Genomic DNA, 21,772 nt, shown 5'->3' on the forward strand with positions numbered 1-21,772 from the left:
TGATGAGAAATATGACGCTTTTCGCCCACAAGACGGGCAACCTGCCCATCTCCACCTCTGGCGAAACGCGCAGAACTCTCCTCCCCCATTTGGATTCGCCTGATTGTCAAGCTTGTCGAGCGCCAAGAGAAGCTAGAACACAAAGTCCAATAGTGCAAGTTACTTTACAAAAATTATTCAATCGGAAATCGGAACTTTTGAAAGGCGGCCACAATTGTGTCAATGGCGCCAAAGTGCCGATCAGAAGTGACTCAGTGGCAACTCTGTGCGTTAAGCGGGGATTGCGAATTCATATTTCGGAATATTTTTGGCGCTCATTAAGGCCTTTCCATATGCCTGCCGCAGCCAAATAAAGTTCATTAGCGCAATTGATTCCTACCAATTCGACAACCAAACGCAGCGTCGTTTCGGTGCGCTTCTTTTACGCCAACCCTGCCCTCGCCGAATCGGCCGAAGCAACAGGGGAAACGGACCTCCGCCTACGAGACGTGTTGCAGAGCTGGCGCGTGGGGGCACCCGCTCAGCGACACAGTTGTGGATGAAGGCTTCGTCAGGCTCTGAGACGGCGCAAGACATGGAGAGACCAATGTTCGGACTCCGTGAGCGCTCCGAATAGGGCGGCCCTGCGCCGAAGTCGTTCCGCCCAAGCCGGTTACGACCGCTCGGCGCGTCCTTCTTCAGGTATATCCTGCCAGGCGACCGTATTTCGCGTCTGGAATTTTGCAGTCATTCTGGCCGCGACGACGTCTGCGACGATCGACAATGCCAGAGAAGACGCACTTTTGGCTTTGCCGAAAATTCCGATTGGAGCCCTGATACGGTCAATGTCGGCCTCGCTGTAGCCGTAGTCCGCCAAAGCTTTGGCCCGCCTACCGTGCGTGCGTAGGCTTCCCAGAGCGCCGATATAGAAGGGCCGACTGTCGAGCGTGAGCCGCAAGAGCGGCATCTCCCGCTCCAGATCGTGATAGAGCAGTGCGACCGCAGTAAATGGGTCGATCAATGACTTTAAAGAACTCACCGTCATCTGCCCGTCGACGAGATGGCTGTCGAGCCCGGCGGCGCGCGCGACGTCTGCCGTTGCGGTCGCTTCGATCGAGCGGCCACAAACGAGCAGTCTAGTGGTCGGCTGATAGGCGATGACGAAATCCTCACCATCCCACTGCGACGCAACACGGAACTGACGGTCGACCGATAGTCGCTGCGAGGCGGGACTATATCTGAGAGCTGTTCCCCGTCTTAGCTCAAGTTCGCGGATCACTTCCTCCAATTGCTTGATGTTATGCAGCCGGTGGATAGCGAGATTGATCCCTCCTCCGCACGGAAGAACGATATCAAAAAACCGCGACCCTTCGCCGAGCCGCAGGAATCGATCATGCCCGGTTTGCAGGACCTCCAACGCCTCTGCTGCAACGGCGTTCTCTGTGCAGCCACCAGAAACGAAGCCGCAGTAGAGCCCATCCGCCCTGACGACCATTTGCGAGCCGAGCGGGCGTGCCGAGCCGCCCTGGATCTCAACCAAGGTCACAAGGGCAGTCCTTATCCCCGCCTGGACCGAGGCGCGAGCATAACGCAAAATTTCAAGAGGCTCGTCTGTCGAGAGGCCTATCGCGGGGACGACAGGGTCCATCATCGGGTTCCTTGCCGCCAAGGCTTCCTCCAGCGATAGGTCACTTTTCCCTCCTAAAGAGACGCTCACCCGCCTATGGTCGAAGCAATGGCGGCAGCGACTGCCTCGACGTCCTGCCTTGCGTCGATCCGGCGCAGAAGTCCGCGTTGCTCGTAAAATGGCGACAGCTGCGCCGTTGCGCGGATAAACTCCTCTACCCTTCGCTTTAACACGTCCGGATTGTCATCTGAGCGGCTGCCCCCTCCAGCCTCCCGTGACTGCTCTGCCCGCGTCTTGATGCGAGCTTCAAGCAGTTCGAAAGCAATGTCGAAGAGCATCACGTGATCCAGTGGCAGATTTTTCTCGGCGAGATGTACCTCTAGTGCGCTCGCTTGTGCGACCGTCCGCGGAAAACCATCGAGAATGTAGCCAGCCCGGCCGGCAGCATTTTCAAGGCCTTCCTCTACCAGGCCTATGACGACCTCGTCGGGCACGAGCCTGCCCGAATCGACAGCGGCTTTCGCCTGAACGCCAAGTGGGCTTTGTGCCTTGATCGCGTCGCGAAGCAAATCACCGGTCGAGATGTGCAACAGGCCTCGCTCTCGTATAAGCCGTTCGGCCTGGGTCCCTTTCCCTGCCCCGGGAGGTCCAATGAAAACAAGTCTCGCCACTCCTTACACTCCCATGCACAGATATTTGATCTCGAGATAGTCATCCATTCCGTACTTGGACCCCTCGCGCCCGTTTCCGCTTTCCTTCACGCCACCGAGCGGCGCCACCTCGGTCGAGATCATCCCTTCGTTGATCCCGACGATCCCGTATTCAAGCGCTTCCGCAACTCTCCAGACCCTGGAAATGTCGCGACCATAAAAGTAGGCCGCAAGCCCGAATTGCGTCTTGTTGGCGAGCTGGATAGCCTCGCTCTCGGTCTCGAAACGGAAGATCGGCGCGACCGGCCCGAAAATCTCCTCGCCGAAAATCTGCGATTCCGGCGAGACATCGGCGATCACCGTCGGCTGATAGAAGCTGCGTCCAAGAGGGTGCCGTCGACCGCCGGCCGCTACCCGTCCGCCGTGGCGAAGCGCATCCGAAACAAGCTCCTCGACCTTTTCGAGGGCCTTGTCGTCGATCAGCGGCCCGATCTGCACGCCTGGAGCAAATCCATCGCCGACATTCAGCCGGGATACGACCTCCGAAAGCCGGGTCACGAAGGCGTCGTAGATCCCACTCTGGACCAGGAAGCGGTTGGCGCAGACGCAGGTCTGGCCGGCATTGCGGTATTTCGACGCGATTGCGCCTTTGACGGCAGCCTCGACGTCGGCGTCGTCGAAAACGATGAACGGTGCGTTTCCGCCAAGCTCCATCGAGGTCCGCTTTACGGTCGCAGCACATTGGGCCATCAGCACCTTGCCAATTTCCGTCGAGCCGGTGAAGCTGAGCTTGCGCACGATCGGATTGGAGGTCAGCTCCTCGCCGATCTCTCCGGCCGATCCGGTGACGCAGGAGAGCACGCCCTTCGGTACCCCTGCGCGCTCGGCAAGAACACACAACGCCAGCGCCGAGAGCGGCGTTTGGCTCGCCGGCTTTATGACCATGGTGCAGCCGACCGCCAGCGCCGGACCGGCCTTGCGGGTGATCATCGCCGCCGGGAAGTTCCAGGGCGTGATCGCGGCGCAGACGCCGATCGGCTGTTTGATGACGACGATCCGCTTGTCGCTTGCCGGAGCCGGAATGGTATCGCCGTAGATCCGCTTCGCCTCTTCGCCGAACCATTCGATGTAGGATGCCGCATAGGCGATCTCACCCTTGGCCTCGGTGAGCGGCTTGCCCTGCTCAGCCGTCATGATGGCGGCAAGGTCGTCCTGGTTCTCGATCAGAAGCTCGAACCATTTCCGCAGGACGGCAGCGCGTTCCTTTCCGGAAAGCGCCTTCCATGCGGACTGCGCTTGTTCGGCACTCTCAATGGCGCGCTGCGTTTCACCGGCCCCCATTCGGGGAACGCTTGCAACAACGGAACCGTCAGCGGGATTGGTGACATCGATCACCCTGCCGTCGTCGGCGTCGCGCCATTCTCCACCGATGAAGCACTGGCTGCGCAGCAGCGATGGATCTTTGAGAGTGGGAACTGCCATGGGGTTATCCTTGTTTGAACAAAGTTATGCTTCGACCAGAAGCGGCTCAAGCAGCTCCCTGGCCTTGTCGCCGAACGGAACCGGTCGGCGCGATAGGCGGTCGACGTTGACATGGATGAAAAAGCCTTCGGCTGCGGCCACGTCTTCATCGTTACGGAACAGGCCGATCTCGTAGCGAACCGACGAACTGCCTAGCCTCGCCACCCGAATGCCTGCCGTCACCTGATCGGGAAAGGTCATTTCGGCATGGTAGCGGCAGCCCGTCTCCACGACGAGAAACACCTCGGTGCCGGCCTTGATGTCGAGCACGCCGTTTTCGATGAGAAAGGCATTCACCGCGGTATCGAAGAGCGTGTAATGCACCACGTTGTTCATGTGTCCGTAGGTGTCGTTGTCCGCCCAGCGCAGGCCGGTCGTGCGGAACACCTTGTAATCAGAGCGTCGTGAGGGAGTTTCGCGCTTCGCCATTACCAGGCCGCCCTGTAGATCGAGAGCGCATCCCTCTCGCTCACCTCGCGGGGGTTATTGACGAGGAGGCGCGTCTGCTTCATGGCGTCGCGCGCCATCACCACAAGATGCTCCTCGCCGATGCCGACGTCGCGAAGCCGTGACTGAAGCCCGAGCTTTTCCGACAGTCCGGCAAGCCGCTCGATGAAGGCGGCGCAACGCCCCTCATCCTCCCGTTCCGACACAAGATCCGGAAATGCATCGGTAGCGATTTCCGCGTAAACCGAGGCTGCATCGGGTGCATTGAACCGCAGAACATGCGGAAGAATCAGCGCGTTGGATAGGCCATGGGGGATATGGAAGGTCCCACCGATCGGATAAGCCAGCGCATGCACTGCGGCCACTGGCGAATTTGCGAAGGCCTGCCCGGCAAGCATCGAGCCAAGCAGCATCGCACCGCGCGCGGCGCGGTCTTGACCGTCGAACACGGCCCTCTCAATATTCCCGGCTATCAGCTGAAGCGCCTGGCGCGCCAGCATCTTCGACAGCGGATTGTTGTTGGCGCTTTTCGAGGCATAGGATTCGATCGCGTGCACCATGGCGTCGATGCCGGTGGCCGCCGTGATATGGGCGGGAAGGCCTATCGTCAGATCGGCATCGAGGATCGCGATATCGGGCAGGATGATCGGCGACGACACGCCGCGCTTCTCGTCTCCGCCGACGGTGATGATCGAAACCGACGTGACCTCGGATCCGGTCCCGGCAGTCGTCGGCACAAGCACCAGAGGCAGGCGAGGCCCCTTCGCGTTGCCGACACCCCAGGCCTCGTCGATGTCCTCGCCCGATCCGCAAAGAAGAGCCACGACCTTGGCAACGTCAAGCGAAGACCCACCGCCGAAACCGATAATGCCGGTAACACCCGCAGGCCTCGCCATGTCCGATGCCGCCCTCACGGTCGCAAGAGACGGATCGGCCTCGACACTGTCGAACACGGTCACCTCGATACCCGAGGCTGCAAGCGAGGCCAGAGCCGGGTCGCAAAGCCCGAGCCTGCGCAGACCGGCGTCGGTCACGAACAGGACGCGCTGACCGAGCTTCTTCTTGACGATGTCGCCGATCCCGGCAGCTGCACCCGGCCGGAAAACGATCTGCGGCGTCGTGGTGAATATGAAAGGGTTCATACAAATCTCCTCTGTCACTTCCCGCACGCGGCAGGCAGGCTGTCGCGCAGCTTCACGCGCAGGATCTTGCCGGATCCCGTCCGAGGTATTTCTTCGACGATGTAGATGCGATCAGGAACCTTGTAGGCAGACAGGCGCTCCTTGCAGTGGGTAAGGAGGGCTGCCTGATCGAAAGCCTCGGCATCCTTGAGAACGACACAGGCCACCGGAACCTCGCCCAGCATCGTATGCGGCATGCCGATGACGGCGCAGTCTATGACGGCGTGATCGAGCAGGATCGTCTCCTCGACCTCGGCTGGCGCGATGTTCTGTCCGCCGCGAATGATCAACTCCTTCAGGCGGCCGGTGATCGTCAGGAAGCCGTTCGCATCGGCCTTGGCGAGATCGCCTGTGCGATACCAGCCGTCGACGACGGCTTTTCGGGTCTCCTGTGGTTTGTTGTGATAGCCCTGCATCAGGTTCGGCCCCTTGCAGATCAGCTCGCCCTCGCTGCCGACCGGAACGTCGAGGCCGGTTTTCGGATCGACCAGCCGGACCGTGACGCCGGGAAGCGGAAGGCCGCAGGAACCTGGCACACGCCAGCGGCCGGGCCAGTTCATCGTCACCATCGTGGAGGTCTCGGTAATGCCGTAACCGTCGAGCAGGGCGACGCCGAAGAATTCCTCGAAGTCGTTGTTCAGCGTGCCGGGAAGGATCGCACCTGCCGACACGCAAAGCCTAACCGACGACAACAGTTTCTCGCCGCTTGTTTGGCATGCGGAGAGGAAATAGTGGAAGACGGTCGGCACGCCGGGCATGAACGTGAAGCGTCCCGACCGTAGCAGTTCGATCGCCTGCGTAGTCGAGAATTTCTCCATGATGTATTCGCTGGCGCCAAGCGCGATGATGGAGAGGACCGCGATGTTGAGCGCATAGGAATGATAGAGCGGAAGCGTATTGAGGACGACGTCGTTCTCGTCCAACCCCGCGATCGGCGCCCAGCAGGCGGCAGTCACCCACAGCATGGATCGTGTCGAGAGAAGCACGCCCTTGGGCTGCCCGGTCGTTCCCGACGTGTAGACGATATAGGCCGGCCGATCGACATCCCGGTCGTCCTCGAAACCGGACGACTGCGGCCGCTCCATCCCTAAAAATCCGGAGGCCGGGTCCGCATCGATCACGAGGACAGGCCTGTCTAGCCGCGACAAGACCGCGTCCGCCATCGTCCGTTTCTCCGGCAGGGCAACGAGCACCGCGCATCCGCCATCGATGATGCGGTATGCAAGCTCGGCTTCGGTGGAATCAATGCTTACCGGGACGCAGATGCCCCCGGCGCGCACGACGGCGAGACAGGCGACCACCCAGTTGACGGAATTCGGCAGGAATATTGCGACGGCTTGCCCCTGCCGAAGTCCACGAGCGACGAGGTGGGAAGCCAGGGCTTCAGTCTCCGCATCGAGCTGCGGATAGGAAACCGAACGCATCCTATCCTCGAACGCCATTTTTTCAGGATAAAGGCGCGCATTTCGCCGAAGGATTTCGCCGACGGGCGCGATCAAATCGTAACGTATCATCTTGGCTCCTCCCAATCCTCCCGTTAGACCATGCAAAAGCCGCCGTTGACACTGATCACCTGCCCCGTCACCCAGGACGATGTTTCCGAAGCGAGGAAGGTGACCATTGGGGCGATATCGTCGGGCCTGCCGATACGGCGCAACGGGTAGGCCTTGACGATCTTCTCCCGGTTCTTCTCGAGGAATTCCGGGTCCGAATGGGAGGTCTCGATCAGGCCGAGCGAGACCGTGTTGACGGTGACGTTGTTGCGGCCGAATTCCCGGGCCAGCGACTTGCCGAGCGCGATCGTGCCGCCGCGCGCGGCGGCGGCAAGTGCAAGGTTGGCTTCGCCGATACGGGAGCTGTCGCCGACGAGATTGATGATGCGGCCGGAGTTCTGCGCGATCATCAGCGGCGCCACCTCATGGCAACAATTGATCGCGCCGTAGAGACACACGTCGATCTGCTGCTTCCAGTCTTGCGGGGTCGAGTCCACGAACCGCTGGTACTTCACGTAACCGGCATTGTTGACGAGAATGTCGACCGTGCCAAAGTCCGCCTTGACGGCGGCGATCATCGCCTTGACCTGGGCATTGTCGCTGATGTCCGCTTGGTAGGCTTTTGCCTTTCCGCCGCCCGCCTCGATGGATGTGACGACGGCCTCAGCTTCATCCCTGGAACGGCTGTAGTTCACCGCGACGACGGCGCCTTCGGCAGCGAGAGCGCGTGCGATATCCCCTCCGACATCCCGGCCACCGCCCGTGACCAACGCCACCTTGCCCTTGAGATTGGTCTCCATTGCATTGTCTCCTTGATACTTGAATTACTGCCTTCGCAGCGAATTGGTGAATGAGGCCAAAAACCGTTATCGGCCCAGAAACCGCGGCGAGCGCTTCTCGCCGAACGCCTTGCGTCCTTCGGCGTAGTCGTGGCTTGAACTCGCCTTGTCGATCAGTCTTTCCGCCTCGACACGGTCGAGATCCCCCCGAGCACAGCCGTTGAGGATGAACTTGGCACCCCTGATCGTCAGGGGAGCGTTGGCGGCCATGGCATTGGCACGTTCCAGGGCCGCAGAGTGCGCATCCGCTGCAAGCTCGTCGATGAAACCGGTGGCAAGCGCGTCGCGCGCGGTGAATCGACTTGCCGAGTATAGAATTCGTTTTGCCTCGCTGACGCCGACCAGCGAAAACAGTTTGCGGGTCGCGGAGACGCCATAGACGATCGACAGACGGGCGGCGGGAATGCCGAAGGTGGCACTCTCTTCCGCGATCCGAAAATCGCAGGACATGGCAAGATGCGCAGCACCACCCAAGCAATAACCGCGCACAACCGCAACCGTGGGCTTGGAGACCTCGTAGATGGCGTCACCCGCCGCATCGACGGCGACCTCGTAGCGTGTGCTTTCCTCCACTCCCCCCCGGACCGTCTCGAACTCGCTAATATCAGCGCCGGCAGAAAAATCGCTTCCCGCACCCATCAGCAGAATAGCGCGAATATCCGTATCACCGTCGAACTGACGAAATAGCTCCGCGAGCTCGCACCACATCGAAAAGGTCACAGCGTTGCGCTGCATGGGCCGATTCAGTGTGACGGTGGCTATACCGTCGGATTTCTCCACTAGAATATCACTCATTTCTGCTCTTCTCTTCCCTGCTGACCCCGGACTAGCGGGCCCATGCCATCGCGGTGGGCGTGCCCGGCGCAAGAAAGCCGGGCACTCTATTTCGTTCAGTTCTTGACCAGAGGGCATTGGCTCTCGGAAAGCGGGCGGAACGCCTTGTCGCCGGGAATGGTCGTGACAAGCTTCAACAGGTCCCATTCGCTCTTGGATTCGGCCGGCGTCTTTACCTGGTAAACGTACATGTCATGCACCATCCGGCCGTCCTCGCGGATCTTGCCGCCCTTTGCGAAGAAATCGTTGATCGGCGTCTCCTTCATACTCGCCATAACCTTCTTGGTGTCCGTCGTGCCGACGGCCTTGACGGCCTGCAGGTAGTGCATGGTCGAGGAGTAGTCCCCTGCGTCGCCCATATGCGGCGGACGACCGACGCGCGCCTCGAACTTCTTGGCGAAAGCCCGGGTCTCGTCGTCGCGATCCCAGTAGAAGGCATTTGTCAGGATCATGCCCTGCGCCGTTTCGAGCCCGAGCGAGTGGACGTCCGTATCCCAGACAAGCAGGCCGGCAACTGTCTTGCCTGACGAGGCAAGCCCGAATTCAGCGGCGGATTTGACCGCATTCACGAAGGTCGTACCGGAACCGGCCATGGCTACGACATCGGCGGGCGATGCCTGCGCCTGCAACATGAAGGCACTGTGGTCGGCAGTCTCGATCGGATAGCGGACGGCGCCGGAAACGGTTCCACCGTTTGCCTTGACGATCTGGCTTGCATCCGCCTCGAGCGCGTGGCCGAAGGCGTAGTCGGCAGTTAGGAAGTACCAGTTCTTCTTGCCTTCCCGGATCAGTTCGTTGGCGGTGCCGTTGGCGAGCGCATAGGTATCATATGAGTAATGGATGCTGTTCGGCGTGCAGCCGTCGTTCGTCAGGCGTGACGAACCGGAGCCGTTGACGATGGCGATCTTGTCCTCATCCTTGGCAACCTGCGTGACAGCCAGAGCTATGCCCGAATTGATCAGGTTGTTGATCATCGTCACGCCCTGCGAGCCATACCATTCGCGGGCCGTGGCCACGGCCACCTCCGGCTTATTCTGATGGTCGGCGACGACGACCTCCAGCGGACGGTCGAGGACCTTGCCGCCGAAATCCTCGACCGCCATCTTGACGGCGGCAATCGCGCCCTCGCCGGCCTCGTGCGAGAACTGGCCGCTAACGTCGGTCAGGACGCCGATCCGGATCGGCCCTGAATCTTGGGCCTGGACCTGAACGCACATGGCGCCGATAGCCCCGGCGCAAGACAGCAAAATTCGTAGACGCTTCAACATTCCATCCTCCCAGATCCGGCGCTGCAGCTCCTCCGCGAGCGCTTTAATTAAACTTGCGCTATCATACTTATGGTCAGCGAGACGCCGACATATGATCCGCCACTGTAGGGTGCTATGGTAAAATAGACAGAATTTGCACAGTTATGCAAGCTTGCATTATTAGACTTTGTGTGTTTTTCTGAAACTGCCTTTTGCGAGGAGAGGCGCGTGGCAGTCATCGTCTGACGCCACTGGAGGAAATCGAGCAGATAGGGAGGATCCGTGCCGGAGAACGCACCCATAATCGAGGCGCGCAATTTGACGCGCTCATTCGGCGGCTTCGTCGCCGTGAACAACGTCGATATCCGGATCAGGCGGGGACAGATCCACGCGCTGATCGGCCCTAACGGAGCCGGCAAGAGCACGCTGTTCAACCTGCTGACCAAGTTCCTTTCCCCGAGCTCGGGGCAAATCTTCTTCAAGGGCCGCGATATTACTGACATGGCGCCTGCCGACATCGCGCGGCTTGGCCTCGTCCGCTCGTTCCAGATCTCGTCGGTGTTTCCGTACCTGAGCGCGCGCGAAAATGTGCGGGTGGCGCTTCAGGCCCGCGAGCGTGAGACGTTCTCGTTCTGGAAGTCCAACCGGTGTCTGAAGCGCTTTGACGAGGAGGCGCTGGCGCTTCTCGACAGCGTCGGTCTTGCCGAAAAGGCGCGGACGAAGGCGAGCGAACTGTCCTACGGACGCAAGCGCGCCCTTGAATTGGCAACTACGCTGGCGCTGGAACCGGAAGTTCTCCTGCTCGACGAACCGATGGCTGGCATGGGAACGGAAGACATTGGTAGAACGGCATCGCTGATCCGACGCGTCGGCAAGGGCCGTACCGTACTGATGGTTGAGCACAATCTCGGCGTCGTTGCGGACCTATCCGACACGATCACGGTCCTGCGCCGTGGCGAGGTGATTGCGGAGGGAACCTATTCAGAGGTTTCGACCAATACCGAAGTTCGCAAAGCCTACATGGGAGGCACCCATGGCTGAACCTACACTCTTGAACGTCAGCAATCTCGAAGCCTGGTACGGCGAGAGTCATGTTCTGCACGGCGTTAACTTCAATGTCAGAAGAGGCGAGGTCGTCACCCTGATCGGCCGCAATGGCGCGGGCAAGACAACTACACTGCGAAGCCTGATCGGCGTCGTCGGCAAACGTACCGGCGCGAGCACCTATAAGGGCACCGACCTCCTGAAGGTCCCGGCCCACAAGGTCGCTCGCCTTGGCATCGGCTACGTCCCGGAGGAGCGCGGAATCTTCTCGAAGTTGAACGTCATCGAAAACCTCATGTTTCCGCCCGCCTGGCAATCGGGAGGAATGAGCGTGGACGAAATCTACACCCTCTTTCCGAACCTGAAGGGGCGCGACAGCGCGCCCGGAACGCGTCTTTCAGGCGGCGAGCAGCAGATGCTGGCGATCGGCCGGATTTTGCGCACCGGAGCGGATTTCATCCTTCTCGACGAACCGACGGAAGGCATTGCTCCCGTGATCATCGAGGAGATCGGTGCCGCGTTGCGCGTTCTCAAGGACCGCGGCATGACGATCATTCTGGTCGAACAGAATCTGCGCTTCGCCGCGTCGGTTGCCGATCGCCACTTCGTGCTCGATCAGGGCACGGTCGTCGACGAAATCTCCAATAGCGCGCTTGACGCCAACATGGACCGGCTCAACCGGTATCTAGGGGTTTGACGGTGACACGTTTCATTCAACAGGTACAATCCGATGACTGATTTTCTCGGGGTGCCGCTGCCCGTCCTTCTCGGCCAATTGCTGCTTGGCTTGATCAACGGCTCGTTCTACGCGCTGCTGAGCCTCGGTCTCGCGATCATCTTCGGCATGCTTAACGTGATCAACTTTGCACACGGTGCGTTCTATATGCTTGGCGGCTTCGCTGCCTGGTATCTTTTTTCCCGCCTGGGGCTTGGATACTGGGGCACTCTGATTGCCGCTCCCATCTTGGTCGGGATTTTCGGCGTCGTCGTCGAACGGCTGTTGCTAAAGCGGCTCTATCGGATGGATCACCTCTACAGCCTTCTCCTCACCTTCGGCATCGCGCTGATGCTGGAAGGGCTGTTCCGCCATGTTTTCGGTGCGGCAGGCAAGCCCTATCCCGTTCCTGCGGCGTTGACCGGCGGCATCAATCTCGGCTTCATGTTTCTGCCGATGTATCGCGCATGGGTCATCGTGGTTTCGCTTGTCATCTGCCTCCTGACATGGCTTGCCATCGAGCGCACGAAGCTCGGCGCCTACCTGCGGGCTGCCACCGAGAACCCGGCCCTGGTTCAAGCTTTCGGGATCAACGTGCCCCTGATGCTCACCCTGACCTATGCCTTCTGCGTCGGCCTTGCAGGCTTTGCGGGCGCACTTGCAGCGCCACTTTATCAGGTAAGCCCCGGCATGGGCTCCAGCATCATCATCGTCGTGTTCGCCGTCGTCGTCATAGGCGGCATGGGATCGATCGGTGGCGCCATCGTGACGGCCCTCGGCCTCGGCATCATCGAGGGCCTCACCAAGACCTTCTATCCCGCAGCATCCTCGATCGCGGTCTTCGTGGTCATGGTGCTGGTAATTCTCATCCGGCCGGCTGGCCTGTTTAGTCGCGAGGCGTGAAGATGAACGGTACCACTCTGTCCAGTCCCGCTGCCGCACACAGATTTGCTAGACCAACATGTTTTCTCATCTTGGTCGCGGTCGCTGCGATCCTGATAATCGCCCCGCTGGTGACGTATCCGCTATTCCTGATCAAGATCCTGTGCTTCGTGCTTTTCGCAGCAGCATTCAATCTGGGGCTCGGCTACGCAGGCTTACTGTCCTTTGGCCACGCGGCATTTTTCGGTGGCGGCGCCTATATCGCGGCTCACGCCGCAAAAGTCTGGCACTGGCCCTTCGAACTGGCCGTGCTTTCTGGAACCGCATTTGCTGCCGTGCTTGGCCTAGTGTTCGGCGCGCTGTCCATCCGGCGGCACGGGATCTATTTTGCAATGATCACGCTGGCCCTTGCACAACTCGTCTATTTCATGGCCGTGCAGATGCCGTTTACCGGCGGAGAGGACGGCATTCAGGCTGTGCCACGTGGCTACCTGCTCGGCATGTTCGATTTGCGAAACATCACGGCCATGTACTACACCGTGCTCGGCGGTACGGTCATCGGTCTCGTGATCATCTGGCGGGCGGTCAATTCGCCCTTCGGCCACACCCTTTCAGCAATCCGCGAAAACGAAACTCGCGTGACCTCGCTTGGCCTCAAGCCAGACCGTTACAAGCTCATCGCCTTTACCTTGTCTGCTGCGCTGTCGGGCTTCGCCGGGTCGATGAAGGCGATCGCTTTCCAGCTTGCCTCTTTGGTTGATGTCACCTGGCATATGTCCGGCGAAGTCATTCTCATGACCCTCCTTGGGGGCATGGGAACGCTGATCGGTCCGATCGTGGGTTCGACCCTCGTCGTTGGCCTGGAGCACTTCTTGTCGACCAGCGGCCTGCCTATCACCTTCATCATCGGCCTGTTTTTCGTGATCTGCGTGATGATGTTCAGGCGTGGCGTTTTTGGCGAGCTGAAGCTCTTCCTGGAGCGCCGGAGCCAGTGATAGGCGAAGTCTTCTTGTGCAAGTTAAATGAAAAAGGCCGGAACGACAGTTCCGGCTTTTTTGTGCCCAGACGTCCGTTCCTGTTATCGAGCTCGGGCGCCAAAGAGGTAGCCAATCGCCGCAGCCATTATCAACTGCACGGCGCTTGCCAGATCCGGAGACATTCGACCGCGGTCATCACCTGCCGGCAGAAGGCTGGGAAGCAGGCCGCCATAGACCGCCCACAACGCAGCCAACACGGAAACGAACACCACAAACGCTAGGACTGGAATCGAAGGACCCGCGCGCGCGACTGCAACCGCAGGCGCCGGCCCGGGACTAAAGGCTGCCTCTAGCCGCGCGCGATCCCTGCCAACGGACCTTTCGTCCTTCTGGGAGACACCTTCGGATTTCGGCGGGGTCAACCTGCCTGGTTCACCAGCCGCGTTTTGCCGCGCCTGGATCTCTTCCGCGAACCGCTTGAAGAATTGGCCCGCCATCTGTTTCGCAGTAACATCAATCAGCCTGCCACCAAGCTGCGACAGCTTGCCACCGATCTGCGCATCGACGGTGTAGACAAGTACGGTGCCGCTGTCAGCCGGTTCCAGTTTCACGGTCGCGACGCCCTTCGCAAAACCTGCGACGCCGCCCTGTCCCTCACCAGTAATCCTGTACCCGTTAGGCGGATCAAGTTCGGAGAGCGTTACCGCTCCTTGGAAACGTGCTTTTACCGGGCCGACCTTCATAACCGCAACGGCGGTCATTTCCGTGTCTGAAGACTTTGCCAGTTCCTGGCACCCAGGAATGCAAACTCTGAGCACGTCTGCATCGTTGAGTGCGGCCCATACGTCTTCCCTTGTCGCCGGAATTAACTGCTGGCCTGACATTTCCATGGATACATCTCCTCACCTGACGATTGGGTGTTGCCGCCCTCGGGCGGCGAAATCACATTGCTTGACATTCCTATCTTAAGTCTAATAATGCAAGTGAAAATTCGAGCTTCGCGTTGAGCCGCCATGAGGGAGGAACAAAACGTGCCGAGAAAGTTAGTATCGCAGGTGAGGTCGCAGACGCCATGAAGCCCGCGCCGTTTGACTACATCGCTCCCACCACGATCGATGAGGTTGCCGCGGCACTTGGCGCTGCCGAGGGAGACGGTAAGATCATCGCCGGGGGCCAGAGCCTCATGCCGATGATCAACTTTCGATTGGTGAAACCGACCATTCTTATCGACATCAACCGGGTGGCCGGCCTTGATCGGATCGAACTGCACGGAGATCGGGTGAGGATCGGCGCGACGGTACGCCATCACATGACCGCGACAGACGCGATCATCCGCCAACACTTGCCGATCGTGCATGAGGCGATGCATCACGTCGCTCATATGACGGTGCGCAACCGCGGTACCTTCTGCGGCAGCGTCGCGCATGCGGATCCGGCGACCGAGATGCCGATGATGACACGGTTTCTCGATGGGACAGTCATCGCCTACTCTCAGCGCGGTGTACGCGAAATACCTGCAGCCAAATTTTTTGTCGGATCGCTGGTCAATTCGCTCGAACAAGATGAGTTCGTGATCGGCGTCGAGCTCGATGCGATGAAACCAGATGCCGGATGGGGCTTTGAGGAATTTGCAAAGCGCCACGGGGACTTCGCGCTCGCCTGCTTTGCGACGACGCTGCGTTATGTAGATGGCATGGCGTCTGACGTTCGCGTTGGCATGATGGGTGTTGGTGAAACCCCGCTGCGGCTCGAAGAGATCGAGGACATCATCGAGGGGACGGATGTGTCCGAGCCGGTTCTCGATGGGGTGGCGAACCGCCTGGCTGGAATTCTCACCCCCAACACGGATATCCATGCCTCTGCAGATTACCGTAGACATCTCTCCGGCGTCCTCGCCAAACGAGCCCTTCGCGCCGCCTGGAGCCGCGCGAACCACGAAAGGCTTCAAGCAAGATGAGTGAGAAGACGATCACCGTCAGCGTCAACGGAGTGTGTATGACGCGCACGATCGAAGCACGAATGCTGCTGAGCGACTTCCTGCGCCAGGACCTTGGCCTGACCGGAACCCATGTCGGGTGCGAACATGGCGTTTGCGGTGCCTGCACCGTCAATCTCGATGGAAGGAGCGCACGCTCCTGTCTGACGCTTGCAGTGCAGGCGGACGGGATTGAGATCGAAACCATCGAAGGTCAGGGAAGCGTCGATAAGCTCGGACGGATCCAAGAAGCGTTCCGCCAGCATCATGGCCTGCAATGCGGTTTCTGTACGCCCGGTTTCATCATGGCGATCATCGACCTTCTTCGCCACCATCCGCTGGAAACCGATGAGGAGATCAGGGAAGCGCTCTCAGGAAACATCTGTCGTTGTACGGGCTATGAAAACATCGTCAATGCCGTCCGCGAACTGGCTAGGGAGAGAGGACCTCTAAGATGAAGATGCAATTTCTTGACGGCGGCCGGCTCCGTATGCGCCGGTCCATTTACGTCCCCGGGGCGCCGAAGGAAGAAGCGATGGAATTGCCGGTTCACGCCACCCTGGTGCGCCATCCCCAAGGCAACGTGCTGTTCGATAGCGGATGCAATCCGGAGGCCGCCATCGATCCAGGCGCGCGATGGGGCGGGTTGAGTAAGGTTATGACCCCGATCTTTTCACCAGAGCGGACGGTCGTTCATCAGTTGATGACTCTTGATCTCGATCCCGAGGACATAGATGTTGTGATCTGTTCACATCTCCATCCCGATCATTGCGGCTGCAACTCGTACTTTCGGCGCGCAACGATCCTCTGCCACGAAGCGGAGGCGCAGGCCGCCACAGCAAGCGGTGCAGAAAATCAAGGCTATCTTCGAGGAGAATGGGACCAGCCCCAGGGTTTCCAGACCTTCAATGCGGAGCATGACGTCTTTGGCGACGGGCGCATCGTCTTACTGCCCATGCCGGGTCATACCCCCGGAATGACCGTCGCCCGTGTCGAGCTGGAAAAAGATGGTTCCTTCATACTCGCTTCGGATGCTGCGCCGCTCCAGTCGAACATCGATACCGGTATCGCTCCGAAAAATACGTGGAACATTGAACTGGCCGCAGAGGCACTCGCTCGCCTGAAAGCTCTTCGGGAGCGGGGAGCTACCATCATTTCCGGCCACGACGACACGCAGTGGCAAGGGTTGCGAAAGGGTGTGGAGTTCTACGAATGAGCCATCAGGACCACTCCGTCGAGCTGCGGCCCAAACTTGTCGGCAAGCGGGTCAAGCGCACCGAAGATCCACGTCTGCTGACGGGTGTTGGTCAGTATGTCGATGACATGGCGCCGGCCGGTATGTTGCATATCGCATTGCGGCGCTCCGACCAGCCACATGCCCGAATCCTGAACATCGATGTCGGCGATGCGTTCTCGGTGCCCGGCGTCGTCGCGATCTATGACGCAAGCGACCTGGAAGGAGAGATCAAACCGGCCATCCCGACCTCGCGCATGCCTGGTTACTACGCCACACCCATATGGCCGCTCGCACGCGGAAAGGTTCGATATGTAGGTGAGCCGGTCGTCGCCATTGTGGCCGAAAGCCGGTACGCGGCGGAAGACGCGCTTGAACATATCAGTATCAAGTACGAGCCACTGCCCTTCGCTATCAGACAGGTCGATGCGGTCAAGGACGATGCACCCCTCCTGCATGAGGAGGCCGGCACTAACACCATCATCCGCCGCGAGTTCAAGCGTGGCGACGTGGACGCGGCGTTCGAGGATGCAGCCGTCACCGTGAAAGGCAGGTTCCGGATGACGCGGAAGACCGCCGCTGCCATGGAGAACCGGTCCTATCTCGCCGAATGGGACAGCCGGAAACAATCTCTCACGCTTTACACATCCTCCAATATTCCAGGCGTGATCCGCGATGTGCTTTCGGGCTGCCTCGACCTCCCAGGAACACGCATGCGCGTCGTCGCCCCCGATGTGGGAGGCAGCTTCGGCGGCAAGGGGTCGCTCTACGGCGAAGAAATTCTTGTCTGCGCGCTGGCTCGAAAGCTGAAGCGGCCAATCAAGTACATCAGCGATCGGCTGGAAGATCTTTCGGCGACCAGTCAGGCCTTCGACGAACTGATCGAGGCTGAGCTGGCGGTAACCAAGGACGGCATGTTGATCGGCCTGCGTGCAGACGTGATCGGCGATGTCGGAGCCTACTCGATCTACCCGTGGACCGCCGCACTTGAGACGGTGCAGGTCGTCAGCTTCCTGCCCGGGCCTTATCGGATGGAGCACTACCGAGGCCGGATCCAGGGTGTCCTCACACCAAAACCCCCAACCGGTCCTTATCGCGGTGTTGGCCGCCCTTCCTCGACCTTCGCGATGGAAAGGCTTATCGAGATGGCGGCCCGCAAGCTCGGCATGGACCCGGTCGAGTTCCGCCGCAAGAACCTCGTGAGGCCCGAAGAATTCCCCTATCGCACTGCTTCCGGTATCATCTGGGACAAGTCAGCCTTCCAGGAATGCCTCCAAGGAGCCTGCGATCATGTGGATTACCCCGCTCTCCAGCGCGAAAGAGACAAAGCCAGGAAGGAGGGCCGATGGATCGGAATCGGCTTGGCGAGCTATGCCGAGTTGACCGGCATCGGCTCACGTATTTCAGTGGCGCCGGGGATGCCGATCAACACAGGAACGGAAACCTCGAAGATCGAAATCGACGCCACCGGCGCAATTACCGCGGCATTCGGCATCTCCTCGCACGGTCAGGGGCTTGAGACGACACTGGCGCAAGTCATCGTTGACGAGCTCGGCTGCAAGCTCGAGGATATTGAGATCAAGCATGGAGATAGTTCTCTGGTCCCTATGTCCAGTGGGACCTACGCTAGCCGTTCGGCGGTCCTGGGCGGCGGCGCCGCCACGCTTGCAGCTCGCAATGTGAAAGCCAAGGTCTTGCGCGCTGCCGCCTACCTGATGGAGCAGAGTGTCGAGGATCTCGACATACATGATGGCATCGTTACAAGTAGAAACTCAAACCTGACCACGACGCTTAAGGAAATCGCTTCTGCGGTCTATACGCAGATGGGGCGTATTCCAAGAGACCAGCGTGAGGATCTTACGGCTTCTGAAACCTACGATCCCTATCTCGGAACCGCCTGCTCCTCGACGCATCTTGCGATGGTCGAGGTCGATCCGGAAACCTACAGCGTGAAAATCCTACGCTATGTCGTGGCGGAGGATTGCGGCAAGATCATCAATCCGATGATCGTGGACGGACAGGTCCAAGGTGCCGTAGCCCAAGGTATCGGTGCTGCGTTGCTTGAGGAAATCGTCCACGACGACCAGGGACAGGCAGTTACCGCGAGCTTTGCGGACTATCTCGTCCCGGTTGCCAGTAGCGTTCCCGATATCGGTATCGTCCATATCGAAGCAGATCTGCCGAATAATATCGGCGGCTTTCGCGGCATGGGCGAAGGCGGCACGATCGGCGCGCCCGCGGCGATCGCGAACGCCGTCTCAGACGCGCTTTCTCACCTCGGCGTGTCGGTGGAAACGCTGCCGGTTACCCCAGAGCGCATTTTCCAGATGCTGCGCCGGAAGACGCGTGCTCCGGACGCATCAGTTCGACCCTGAGGGTCGCTTTAATTTCGGCGATGCCTTATCGGACGGCAAAAGCCTTCAAAGATCAAATGGATACCTCAGGATATAGTCGGTGTCCTTGGCGGAGATGGGCTTCTTGCACTCGGAGCAGACCACGATGGCGGAAAAATCCTGCCCGCAGGCCTTATGCCGAAGCCGCATTGGTGGCTTACCGTCTGCGAGCCACCTGTCTCCCCAAGCCATCATGACGAGCATGGGCCTGTACAGATCGAGCCCCATTTCCGTAAAGCGATACTCGAAGCGTTCGCCCGCATTATAGGGAACTTTACGCAATACCCCTGCCTGTACGAGCCGGGCGAGACGGTCCGCAAGAATGTTGGTGGCAATTCCGAGATTCTCCCGCATTTCCTCGAAGCGGCGAACACCGAACCAGCCTTCTCTCAGAATGAGGAAGCTCCAACGATCGCCGATGATCGCCAGCGTCCGCGCGACGGAGCACGGCCGCACTCTTTCCAAAAGTGTCGAATCTGAGCTTCTGCGAGATGTTGGGCGCGTCTCGACCGGAGCATATCCCGCGCCCGGTCCGTCGCGGGGGGCAACTTCTTTAGCCGTAAAAGGTTCGAGACACTCGCAGCAGACAGTAATGGGATGGCATTCACACCCACAACTTTTATGAATCAGCTGTAGCGGGGCTTCGTTGCCCCCCGTCAACCACTTGTCGCCGAACTCCATGAGCGAAAGCATCGTCGGAAAAAGATCTTTACCTCGGAGCGTTAGAAAATACTGTTGCCCCGGCTCGTTGGGCCGCTTTCCGGTGCTGAGGATCTCATTTGCCACAAGGCTCGAGAGTCGGGACGAAAGCGTTTGCCGTGGAATTCCCAGACGCTGCTGAAATTTGTCAAACCGGCGCACACCGAAATAAGCTTCTCGAAGTATCAAGAAGTTCCAGGTCTCGAATACAATCTCCATCGTTCGCCGAACTGATGATTGTCGCTGCATTAGCAAGGGCTTTTCAGCATCGGGTGAGGACGCAATGTTCATGGGCATCTTTATAATCTTGTTCATCGGATAGCGGCCGATAACGAGCTCGAACGGGTGAGAATCATATTATATATAAGACATCAGGTCTAATATTGAAAGCTTCTTCGCCATCCGAAGTGGCCGCTTAGACCAGTCAGCCTTTCAGCCCGAAGGCCTCATTAATCCGAAGACCACTACCTCAGTTTCCTCCCGCGAATCCCATCAATAATCTTTTCATGGCGTCGATCGGGCTCCGTCTTCCGAGCATCGAAGATCTGCAGCCCCGCTGGCGCTCACCTTCTTGATGGCGTCGGTCAATCGGCGTGGACTTCGCATGAATTCGGCATCATGAGAGGCGAACTCGCCGGTGAAGCCAATGCCGGTCAGAACCAAGACAAAGCCCCGACCCCTACGCCGATAGTCGCTGACTTCTTCATCGGACGAAGGACAACCCGCGATTATCCGCCGCAACTGCATGATGCCGACGCCGCGTTTAAATTCAATTCGATAGAAGCTGAGCCATTCTTAATCTCAAGTGATATAGTAGTGGTCAATGTGATTGCGCCTTGAGACTGGGAGGCAATATGGAAAGGATTGCGGACCCTTCAGAGGTGGCCGTTGTACTGCTCGCGGCGGGACAGGCACGTCGCTATGGGAATGCCACAGATAGTAAGCTTCTAGCGGTGTTCGATGGAGTTCCACTTGTCAGACAAAGTGCCATGCGCGCTTGTAAAAGCATGGCTCATTCCGTTACTGTAATTGTCGGTTTTCGAGCCCCCGAGTTGATTTCGGCTCTCTCCGGTCTTCCAATCAGTATTTTGCACAACCCCGATTTCGCCAGTGGGATGTCGAGTTCTTTGATAACCGGGATGACGACGCCCCAAGTTCGATCGGCTGAAGGAACACTAGTCATGCTGGCCGACATGCCGTCGGTTTCAACGGCTGATATAAACTTGCTTATTGAGGCTTTCGTTGCTCATGGTGGTCGATCGATTATCATCGCAACCTGCGGGAACGTTCGCGGGAATCCAGTGATCCTTCCCAGGTCACTCTTAGGCGAGGTCGCCAGGCTTAAGGGCGACCTGGGAGCACGAAATACTATCCCTGCTTCCAATGTGCCCGTCGTAGAGGTCGATATCGGCCCCTCAGCATTGCATGATGTCGACACACTGGAAGCATTGGTCGCAGCTGGCGGTATCGTATCCTGATCCTCAGCAACCGCGAAAGATTGCTTATCGCCAGCCCTTCAGTGGCTTGTGCCGGAACTCGCGTATTGAGAGGAGCCGAGGGACATCACGATAGCGGCGACGGCCAGATCTACCGCGCTTTGTCGATGTCGGCGCGACTTGATTGCCATCATCTTACACGATCTGTCCCGGGGGGGCGGGACCGTGTTTTTTCGAGTTCCCGCCGACGCAAGCCAGTTCCTTCTTCAGCCGTCGGTCACCTCGAGAAGAGTCGACCGCTGCCGTTAACAATCTCGCGAAAGAGACAGCCTCGCTTTTCGAGATGTTATCCAGGTTCCAGATGGCGGACCGGCCGGCAAACACCAAACGCGTAGAAGAGCCCGCGTTCTCTGTGGCCGCGGCATAGTCGGCGTCGATACTGCAAAGCAGGATTTCCGAGTTCATGGCGTTACCTGCTGCCGAGTATCTCCTCCAGATGGATGGAACCGGTCCCAGGCTGACGCATGAAGAAGCAGCAATCTACGGAAACGCAGATTAGCGGCGCGGAAAAAGCCGAAGGCCGCCAATCTGTGCCGTAA

21 protein-coding genes and 1 pseudogene are annotated in these 21,772 nt (G+C 59.2%); 9 read left to right on the forward strand and 13 right to left on the reverse strand.

Annotated features, from left to right (window positions below; translation table 11 throughout):
- Positions 1-652: 652 nt before the first annotated feature.
- The 9 genes from CCGE531_RS33855 to CCGE531_RS33895 form a co-directional block, all read right to left on the reverse strand.
- Positions 653-1,648, reverse strand: a complete 996-nt coding sequence (locus tag CCGE531_RS33855; RefSeq protein WP_120671205.1) for an XdhC family protein — start codon at positions 1,646-1,648, stop codon at positions 653-655.
- A 44-nt stretch (positions 1,649-1,692) separates the two neighbouring features.
- Positions 1,693-2,277 carry an adenylate kinase gene (locus CCGE531_RS33860; RefSeq protein WP_120671206.1) on the reverse strand — a complete coding sequence of 195 codons (585 nt, stop codon included), beginning with the start codon at positions 2,275-2,277 and terminating at the stop codon, positions 1,693-1,695.
- 3 nt (positions 2,278-2,280) lie between these two features.
- Positions 2,281-3,738 carry an NAD-dependent succinate-semialdehyde dehydrogenase gene (locus CCGE531_RS33865; RefSeq protein WP_120671207.1) on the reverse strand — a complete coding sequence of 486 codons (1,458 nt, stop codon included), beginning with the start codon at positions 3,736-3,738 and terminating at the stop codon, positions 2,281-2,283.
- A gap of 24 nt (positions 3,739-3,762) precedes the next feature.
- A complete protein-coding gene (locus CCGE531_RS33870) occupies positions 3,763-4,206 on the reverse strand; it encodes a thioesterase family protein (protein WP_120671208.1) in 444 nt (147 codons plus the stop codon).
- Entirely contained in the window at positions 4,206-5,366 is a 1,161-nt protein-coding gene (locus CCGE531_RS33875; protein ID WP_120671209.1) for an iron-containing alcohol dehydrogenase, read from the reverse strand. Before CCGE531_RS33875 ends, CCGE531_RS33870 begins: the two co-directional genes overlap by 1 nt.
- A 14-nt stretch (positions 5,367-5,380) precedes the next feature.
- The gene (locus tag CCGE531_RS33880) at positions 5,381-6,919 is read right to left on the reverse strand and encodes a class I adenylate-forming enzyme family protein (protein WP_120671210.1); all 1,539 of its coding nucleotides are present in this window, start codon (positions 6,917-6,919) and stop codon (positions 5,381-5,383) included.
- Positions 6,920-6,942: 23 nt separating this feature from the next.
- The gene (locus CCGE531_RS33885; RefSeq protein ID WP_120671211.1) at positions 6,943-7,698 is read right to left on the reverse strand and encodes an SDR family oxidoreductase; all 756 of its coding nucleotides are present in this window, start codon (positions 7,696-7,698) and stop codon (positions 6,943-6,945) included.
- Between the two features lie 66 nt (positions 7,699-7,764).
- Positions 7,765-8,517, reverse strand: coding sequence for an enoyl-CoA hydratase-related protein (locus CCGE531_RS33890; protein WP_348633862.1), 753 nt, complete (start codon positions 8,515-8,517; stop codon positions 7,765-7,767).
- 110 nt (positions 8,518-8,627) lie between these two features.
- Complete coding sequence (locus CCGE531_RS33895; protein WP_120671266.1) at positions 8,628-9,836, reverse strand: ABC transporter substrate-binding protein; 1,209 nt, start codon at positions 9,834-9,836, stop codon at positions 8,628-8,630.
- A 264-nt stretch (positions 9,837-10,100) separates the two neighbouring features.
- Between CCGE531_RS33895 and CCGE531_RS33900 the strand changes: the two genes are divergently transcribed.
- The 4 genes from CCGE531_RS33900 to CCGE531_RS33915 are packed head-to-tail and all read left to right on the forward strand — an operon-like array spanning position 10,101 to position 13,454.
- Entirely contained in the window at positions 10,101-10,859 is a 759-nt protein-coding gene (locus CCGE531_RS33900) for an ABC transporter ATP-binding protein (RefSeq protein ID WP_120671213.1), read from the forward strand.
- A complete protein-coding gene (locus tag CCGE531_RS33905; RefSeq protein ID WP_120671214.1) occupies positions 10,852-11,559 on the forward strand; it encodes an ABC transporter ATP-binding protein in 708 nt (235 codons plus the stop codon). Before CCGE531_RS33900 ends, CCGE531_RS33905 begins: the two co-directional genes overlap by 8 nt.
- Before the next feature lie 33 nt (positions 11,560-11,592).
- Positions 11,593-12,480 (forward strand): branched-chain amino acid ABC transporter permease, encoded by an 888-nt coding sequence (locus CCGE531_RS33910; RefSeq protein ID WP_120671215.1) that lies wholly within the window; start codon positions 11,593-11,595, stop codon positions 12,478-12,480.
- 2 nt (positions 12,481-12,482) lie between these two features.
- Positions 12,483-13,454 (forward strand): branched-chain amino acid ABC transporter permease, encoded by a 972-nt coding sequence (locus CCGE531_RS33915; RefSeq protein ID WP_245459637.1) that lies wholly within the window; start codon positions 12,483-12,485, stop codon positions 13,452-13,454.
- 83 nt (positions 13,455-13,537) lie between these two features.
- Here CCGE531_RS33915 and CCGE531_RS33920 read toward each other — a convergent pair whose 3' ends face one another.
- Complete coding sequence (locus tag CCGE531_RS33920) at positions 13,538-14,326, reverse strand: carbon monoxide dehydrogenase subunit G (RefSeq protein WP_120671217.1); 789 nt, start codon at positions 14,324-14,326, stop codon at positions 13,538-13,540.
- Between the two features lie 182 nt (positions 14,327-14,508).
- Between CCGE531_RS33920 and CCGE531_RS33925 the strand changes: the two genes are divergently transcribed.
- The 4 genes from CCGE531_RS33925 to CCGE531_RS33940 are packed head-to-tail and all read left to right on the forward strand — an operon-like array spanning position 14,509 to position 19,020.
- Positions 14,509-15,393, forward strand: coding sequence for an FAD binding domain-containing protein (locus tag CCGE531_RS33925; RefSeq protein WP_120671218.1), 885 nt, complete (start codon positions 14,509-14,511; stop codon positions 15,391-15,393).
- Positions 15,390-15,869 (forward strand): (2Fe-2S)-binding protein, encoded by a 480-nt coding sequence (locus CCGE531_RS33930; protein WP_120671219.1) that lies wholly within the window; start codon positions 15,390-15,392, stop codon positions 15,867-15,869. The genes CCGE531_RS33925 and CCGE531_RS33930 overlap by 4 nt, the downstream gene beginning before the upstream one ends.
- Positions 15,866-16,627, forward strand: coding sequence for an N-acyl homoserine lactonase family protein (locus tag CCGE531_RS33935; RefSeq protein WP_120671220.1), 762 nt, complete (start codon positions 15,866-15,868; stop codon positions 16,625-16,627). The genes CCGE531_RS33930 and CCGE531_RS33935 overlap by 4 nt, the downstream gene beginning before the upstream one ends.
- Positions 16,624-19,020 (forward strand): xanthine dehydrogenase family protein molybdopterin-binding subunit, encoded by a 2,397-nt coding sequence (locus CCGE531_RS33940; RefSeq protein WP_120671221.1) that lies wholly within the window; start codon positions 16,624-16,626, stop codon positions 19,018-19,020. The genes CCGE531_RS33935 and CCGE531_RS33940 overlap by 4 nt, the downstream gene beginning before the upstream one ends.
- 45 nt (positions 19,021-19,065) lie before the next feature.
- Here the strand turns inward: CCGE531_RS33940 and CCGE531_RS33945 are convergent, their stop codons facing one another.
- Together CCGE531_RS33945 and CCGE531_RS35155 are read right to left on the reverse strand one after the other, a co-directional pair.
- Positions 19,066-20,028 (reverse strand): helix-turn-helix domain-containing protein, encoded by a 963-nt coding sequence (locus tag CCGE531_RS33945; RefSeq protein ID WP_245459624.1) that lies wholly within the window; start codon positions 20,026-20,028, stop codon positions 19,066-19,068.
- Positions 20,029-20,307: 279 nt separating this feature from the next.
- A pseudogene (locus CCGE531_RS35155) lies at positions 20,308-20,448 on the reverse strand (NADH:flavin oxidoreductase); the annotation flags it as partial.
- A gap of 143 nt (positions 20,449-20,591) precedes the next feature.
- On the opposite strand from CCGE531_RS35155, the gene CCGE531_RS33955 reads away from it, so the two are divergent.
- Complete coding sequence (locus CCGE531_RS33955; RefSeq protein ID WP_120671222.1) at positions 20,592-21,215, forward strand: nucleotidyltransferase family protein; 624 nt, start codon at positions 20,592-20,594, stop codon at positions 21,213-21,215.
- Positions 21,216-21,368: 153 nt separating this feature from the next.
- On the opposite strand, the gene CCGE531_RS34635 is transcribed toward CCGE531_RS33955, so the two are convergent.
- On the reverse strand, positions 21,369-21,638 hold the full coding sequence (locus CCGE531_RS34635) for a hypothetical protein (RefSeq protein ID WP_162944184.1): 270 nt from the start codon (positions 21,636-21,638) through the stop codon (positions 21,369-21,371).
- Positions 21,639-21,772 lie beyond the last annotated feature (134 nt).

Origin of the sequence: Rhizobium sp. CCGE531 (assembly GCF_003627795.1) — a bacterium.
Lineage (GTDB): Bacteria > Pseudomonadota > Alphaproteobacteria > Rhizobiales > Rhizobiaceae > Rhizobium.

Coding starts and splice junctions, on each gene's coding strand:
- CCGE531_RS33865 (WP_120671207.1), bottom strand. CDS start 3,738: ATGGCAGTTCCCACTCTCAAAGATCCATCGCTGCTGCGCAGCCAGTGC.
- CCGE531_RS33870 (WP_120671208.1), bottom strand. CDS start 4,206: ATGGCGAAGCGCGAAACTCCCTCACGACGCTCTGATTACAAGGTGTTC.
- CCGE531_RS33875 (WP_120671209.1), bottom strand. CDS start 5,366: ATGAACCCTTTCATATTCACCACGACGCCGCAGATCGTTTTCCGGCCG.
- CCGE531_RS33880 (WP_120671210.1), bottom strand. CDS start 6,919: ATGATACGTTACGATTTGATCGCGCCCGTCGGCGAAATCCTTCGGCGA.
- CCGE531_RS33885 (WP_120671211.1), bottom strand. CDS start 7,698: ATGGAGACCAATCTCAAGGGCAAGGTGGCGTTGGTCACGGGCGGTGGC.
- CCGE531_RS33905 (WP_120671214.1), top strand. CDS start 10,852: ATGGCTGAACCTACACTCTTGAACGTCAGCAATCTCGAAGCCTGGTAC.
- CCGE531_RS33910 (WP_120671215.1), top strand. CDS start 11,593: ATGACTGATTTTCTCGGGGTGCCGCTGCCCGTCCTTCTCGGCCAATTG.
- CCGE531_RS33915 (WP_245459637.1), top strand. CDS start 12,483: ATGAACGGTACCACTCTGTCCAGTCCCGCTGCCGCACACAGATTTGCT.
- CCGE531_RS33920 (WP_120671217.1), bottom strand. CDS start 14,326: ATGGAAATGTCAGGCCAGCAGTTAATTCCGGCGACAAGGGAAGACGTA.
- CCGE531_RS33925 (WP_120671218.1), top strand. CDS start 14,509: ATGAAGCCCGCGCCGTTTGACTACATCGCTCCCACCACGATCGATGAG.
- CCGE531_RS33930 (WP_120671219.1), top strand. CDS start 15,390: ATGAGTGAGAAGACGATCACCGTCAGCGTCAACGGAGTGTGTATGACG.
- CCGE531_RS33935 (WP_120671220.1), top strand. CDS start 15,866: ATGAAGATGCAATTTCTTGACGGCGGCCGGCTCCGTATGCGCCGGTCC.
- CCGE531_RS33940 (WP_120671221.1), top strand. CDS start 16,624: ATGAGCCATCAGGACCACTCCGTCGAGCTGCGGCCCAAACTTGTCGGC.
- CCGE531_RS33945 (WP_245459624.1), bottom strand. CDS start 20,028: ATGAACATTGCGTCCTCACCCGATGCTGAAAAGCCCTTGCTAATGCAG.
- CCGE531_RS33955 (WP_120671222.1), top strand. CDS start 20,592: ATGGAAAGGATTGCGGACCCTTCAGAGGTGGCCGTTGTACTGCTCGCG.
- CCGE531_RS34635 (WP_162944184.1), bottom strand. CDS start 21,638: ATGAACTCGGAAATCCTGCTTTGCAGTATCGACGCCGACTATGCCGCG.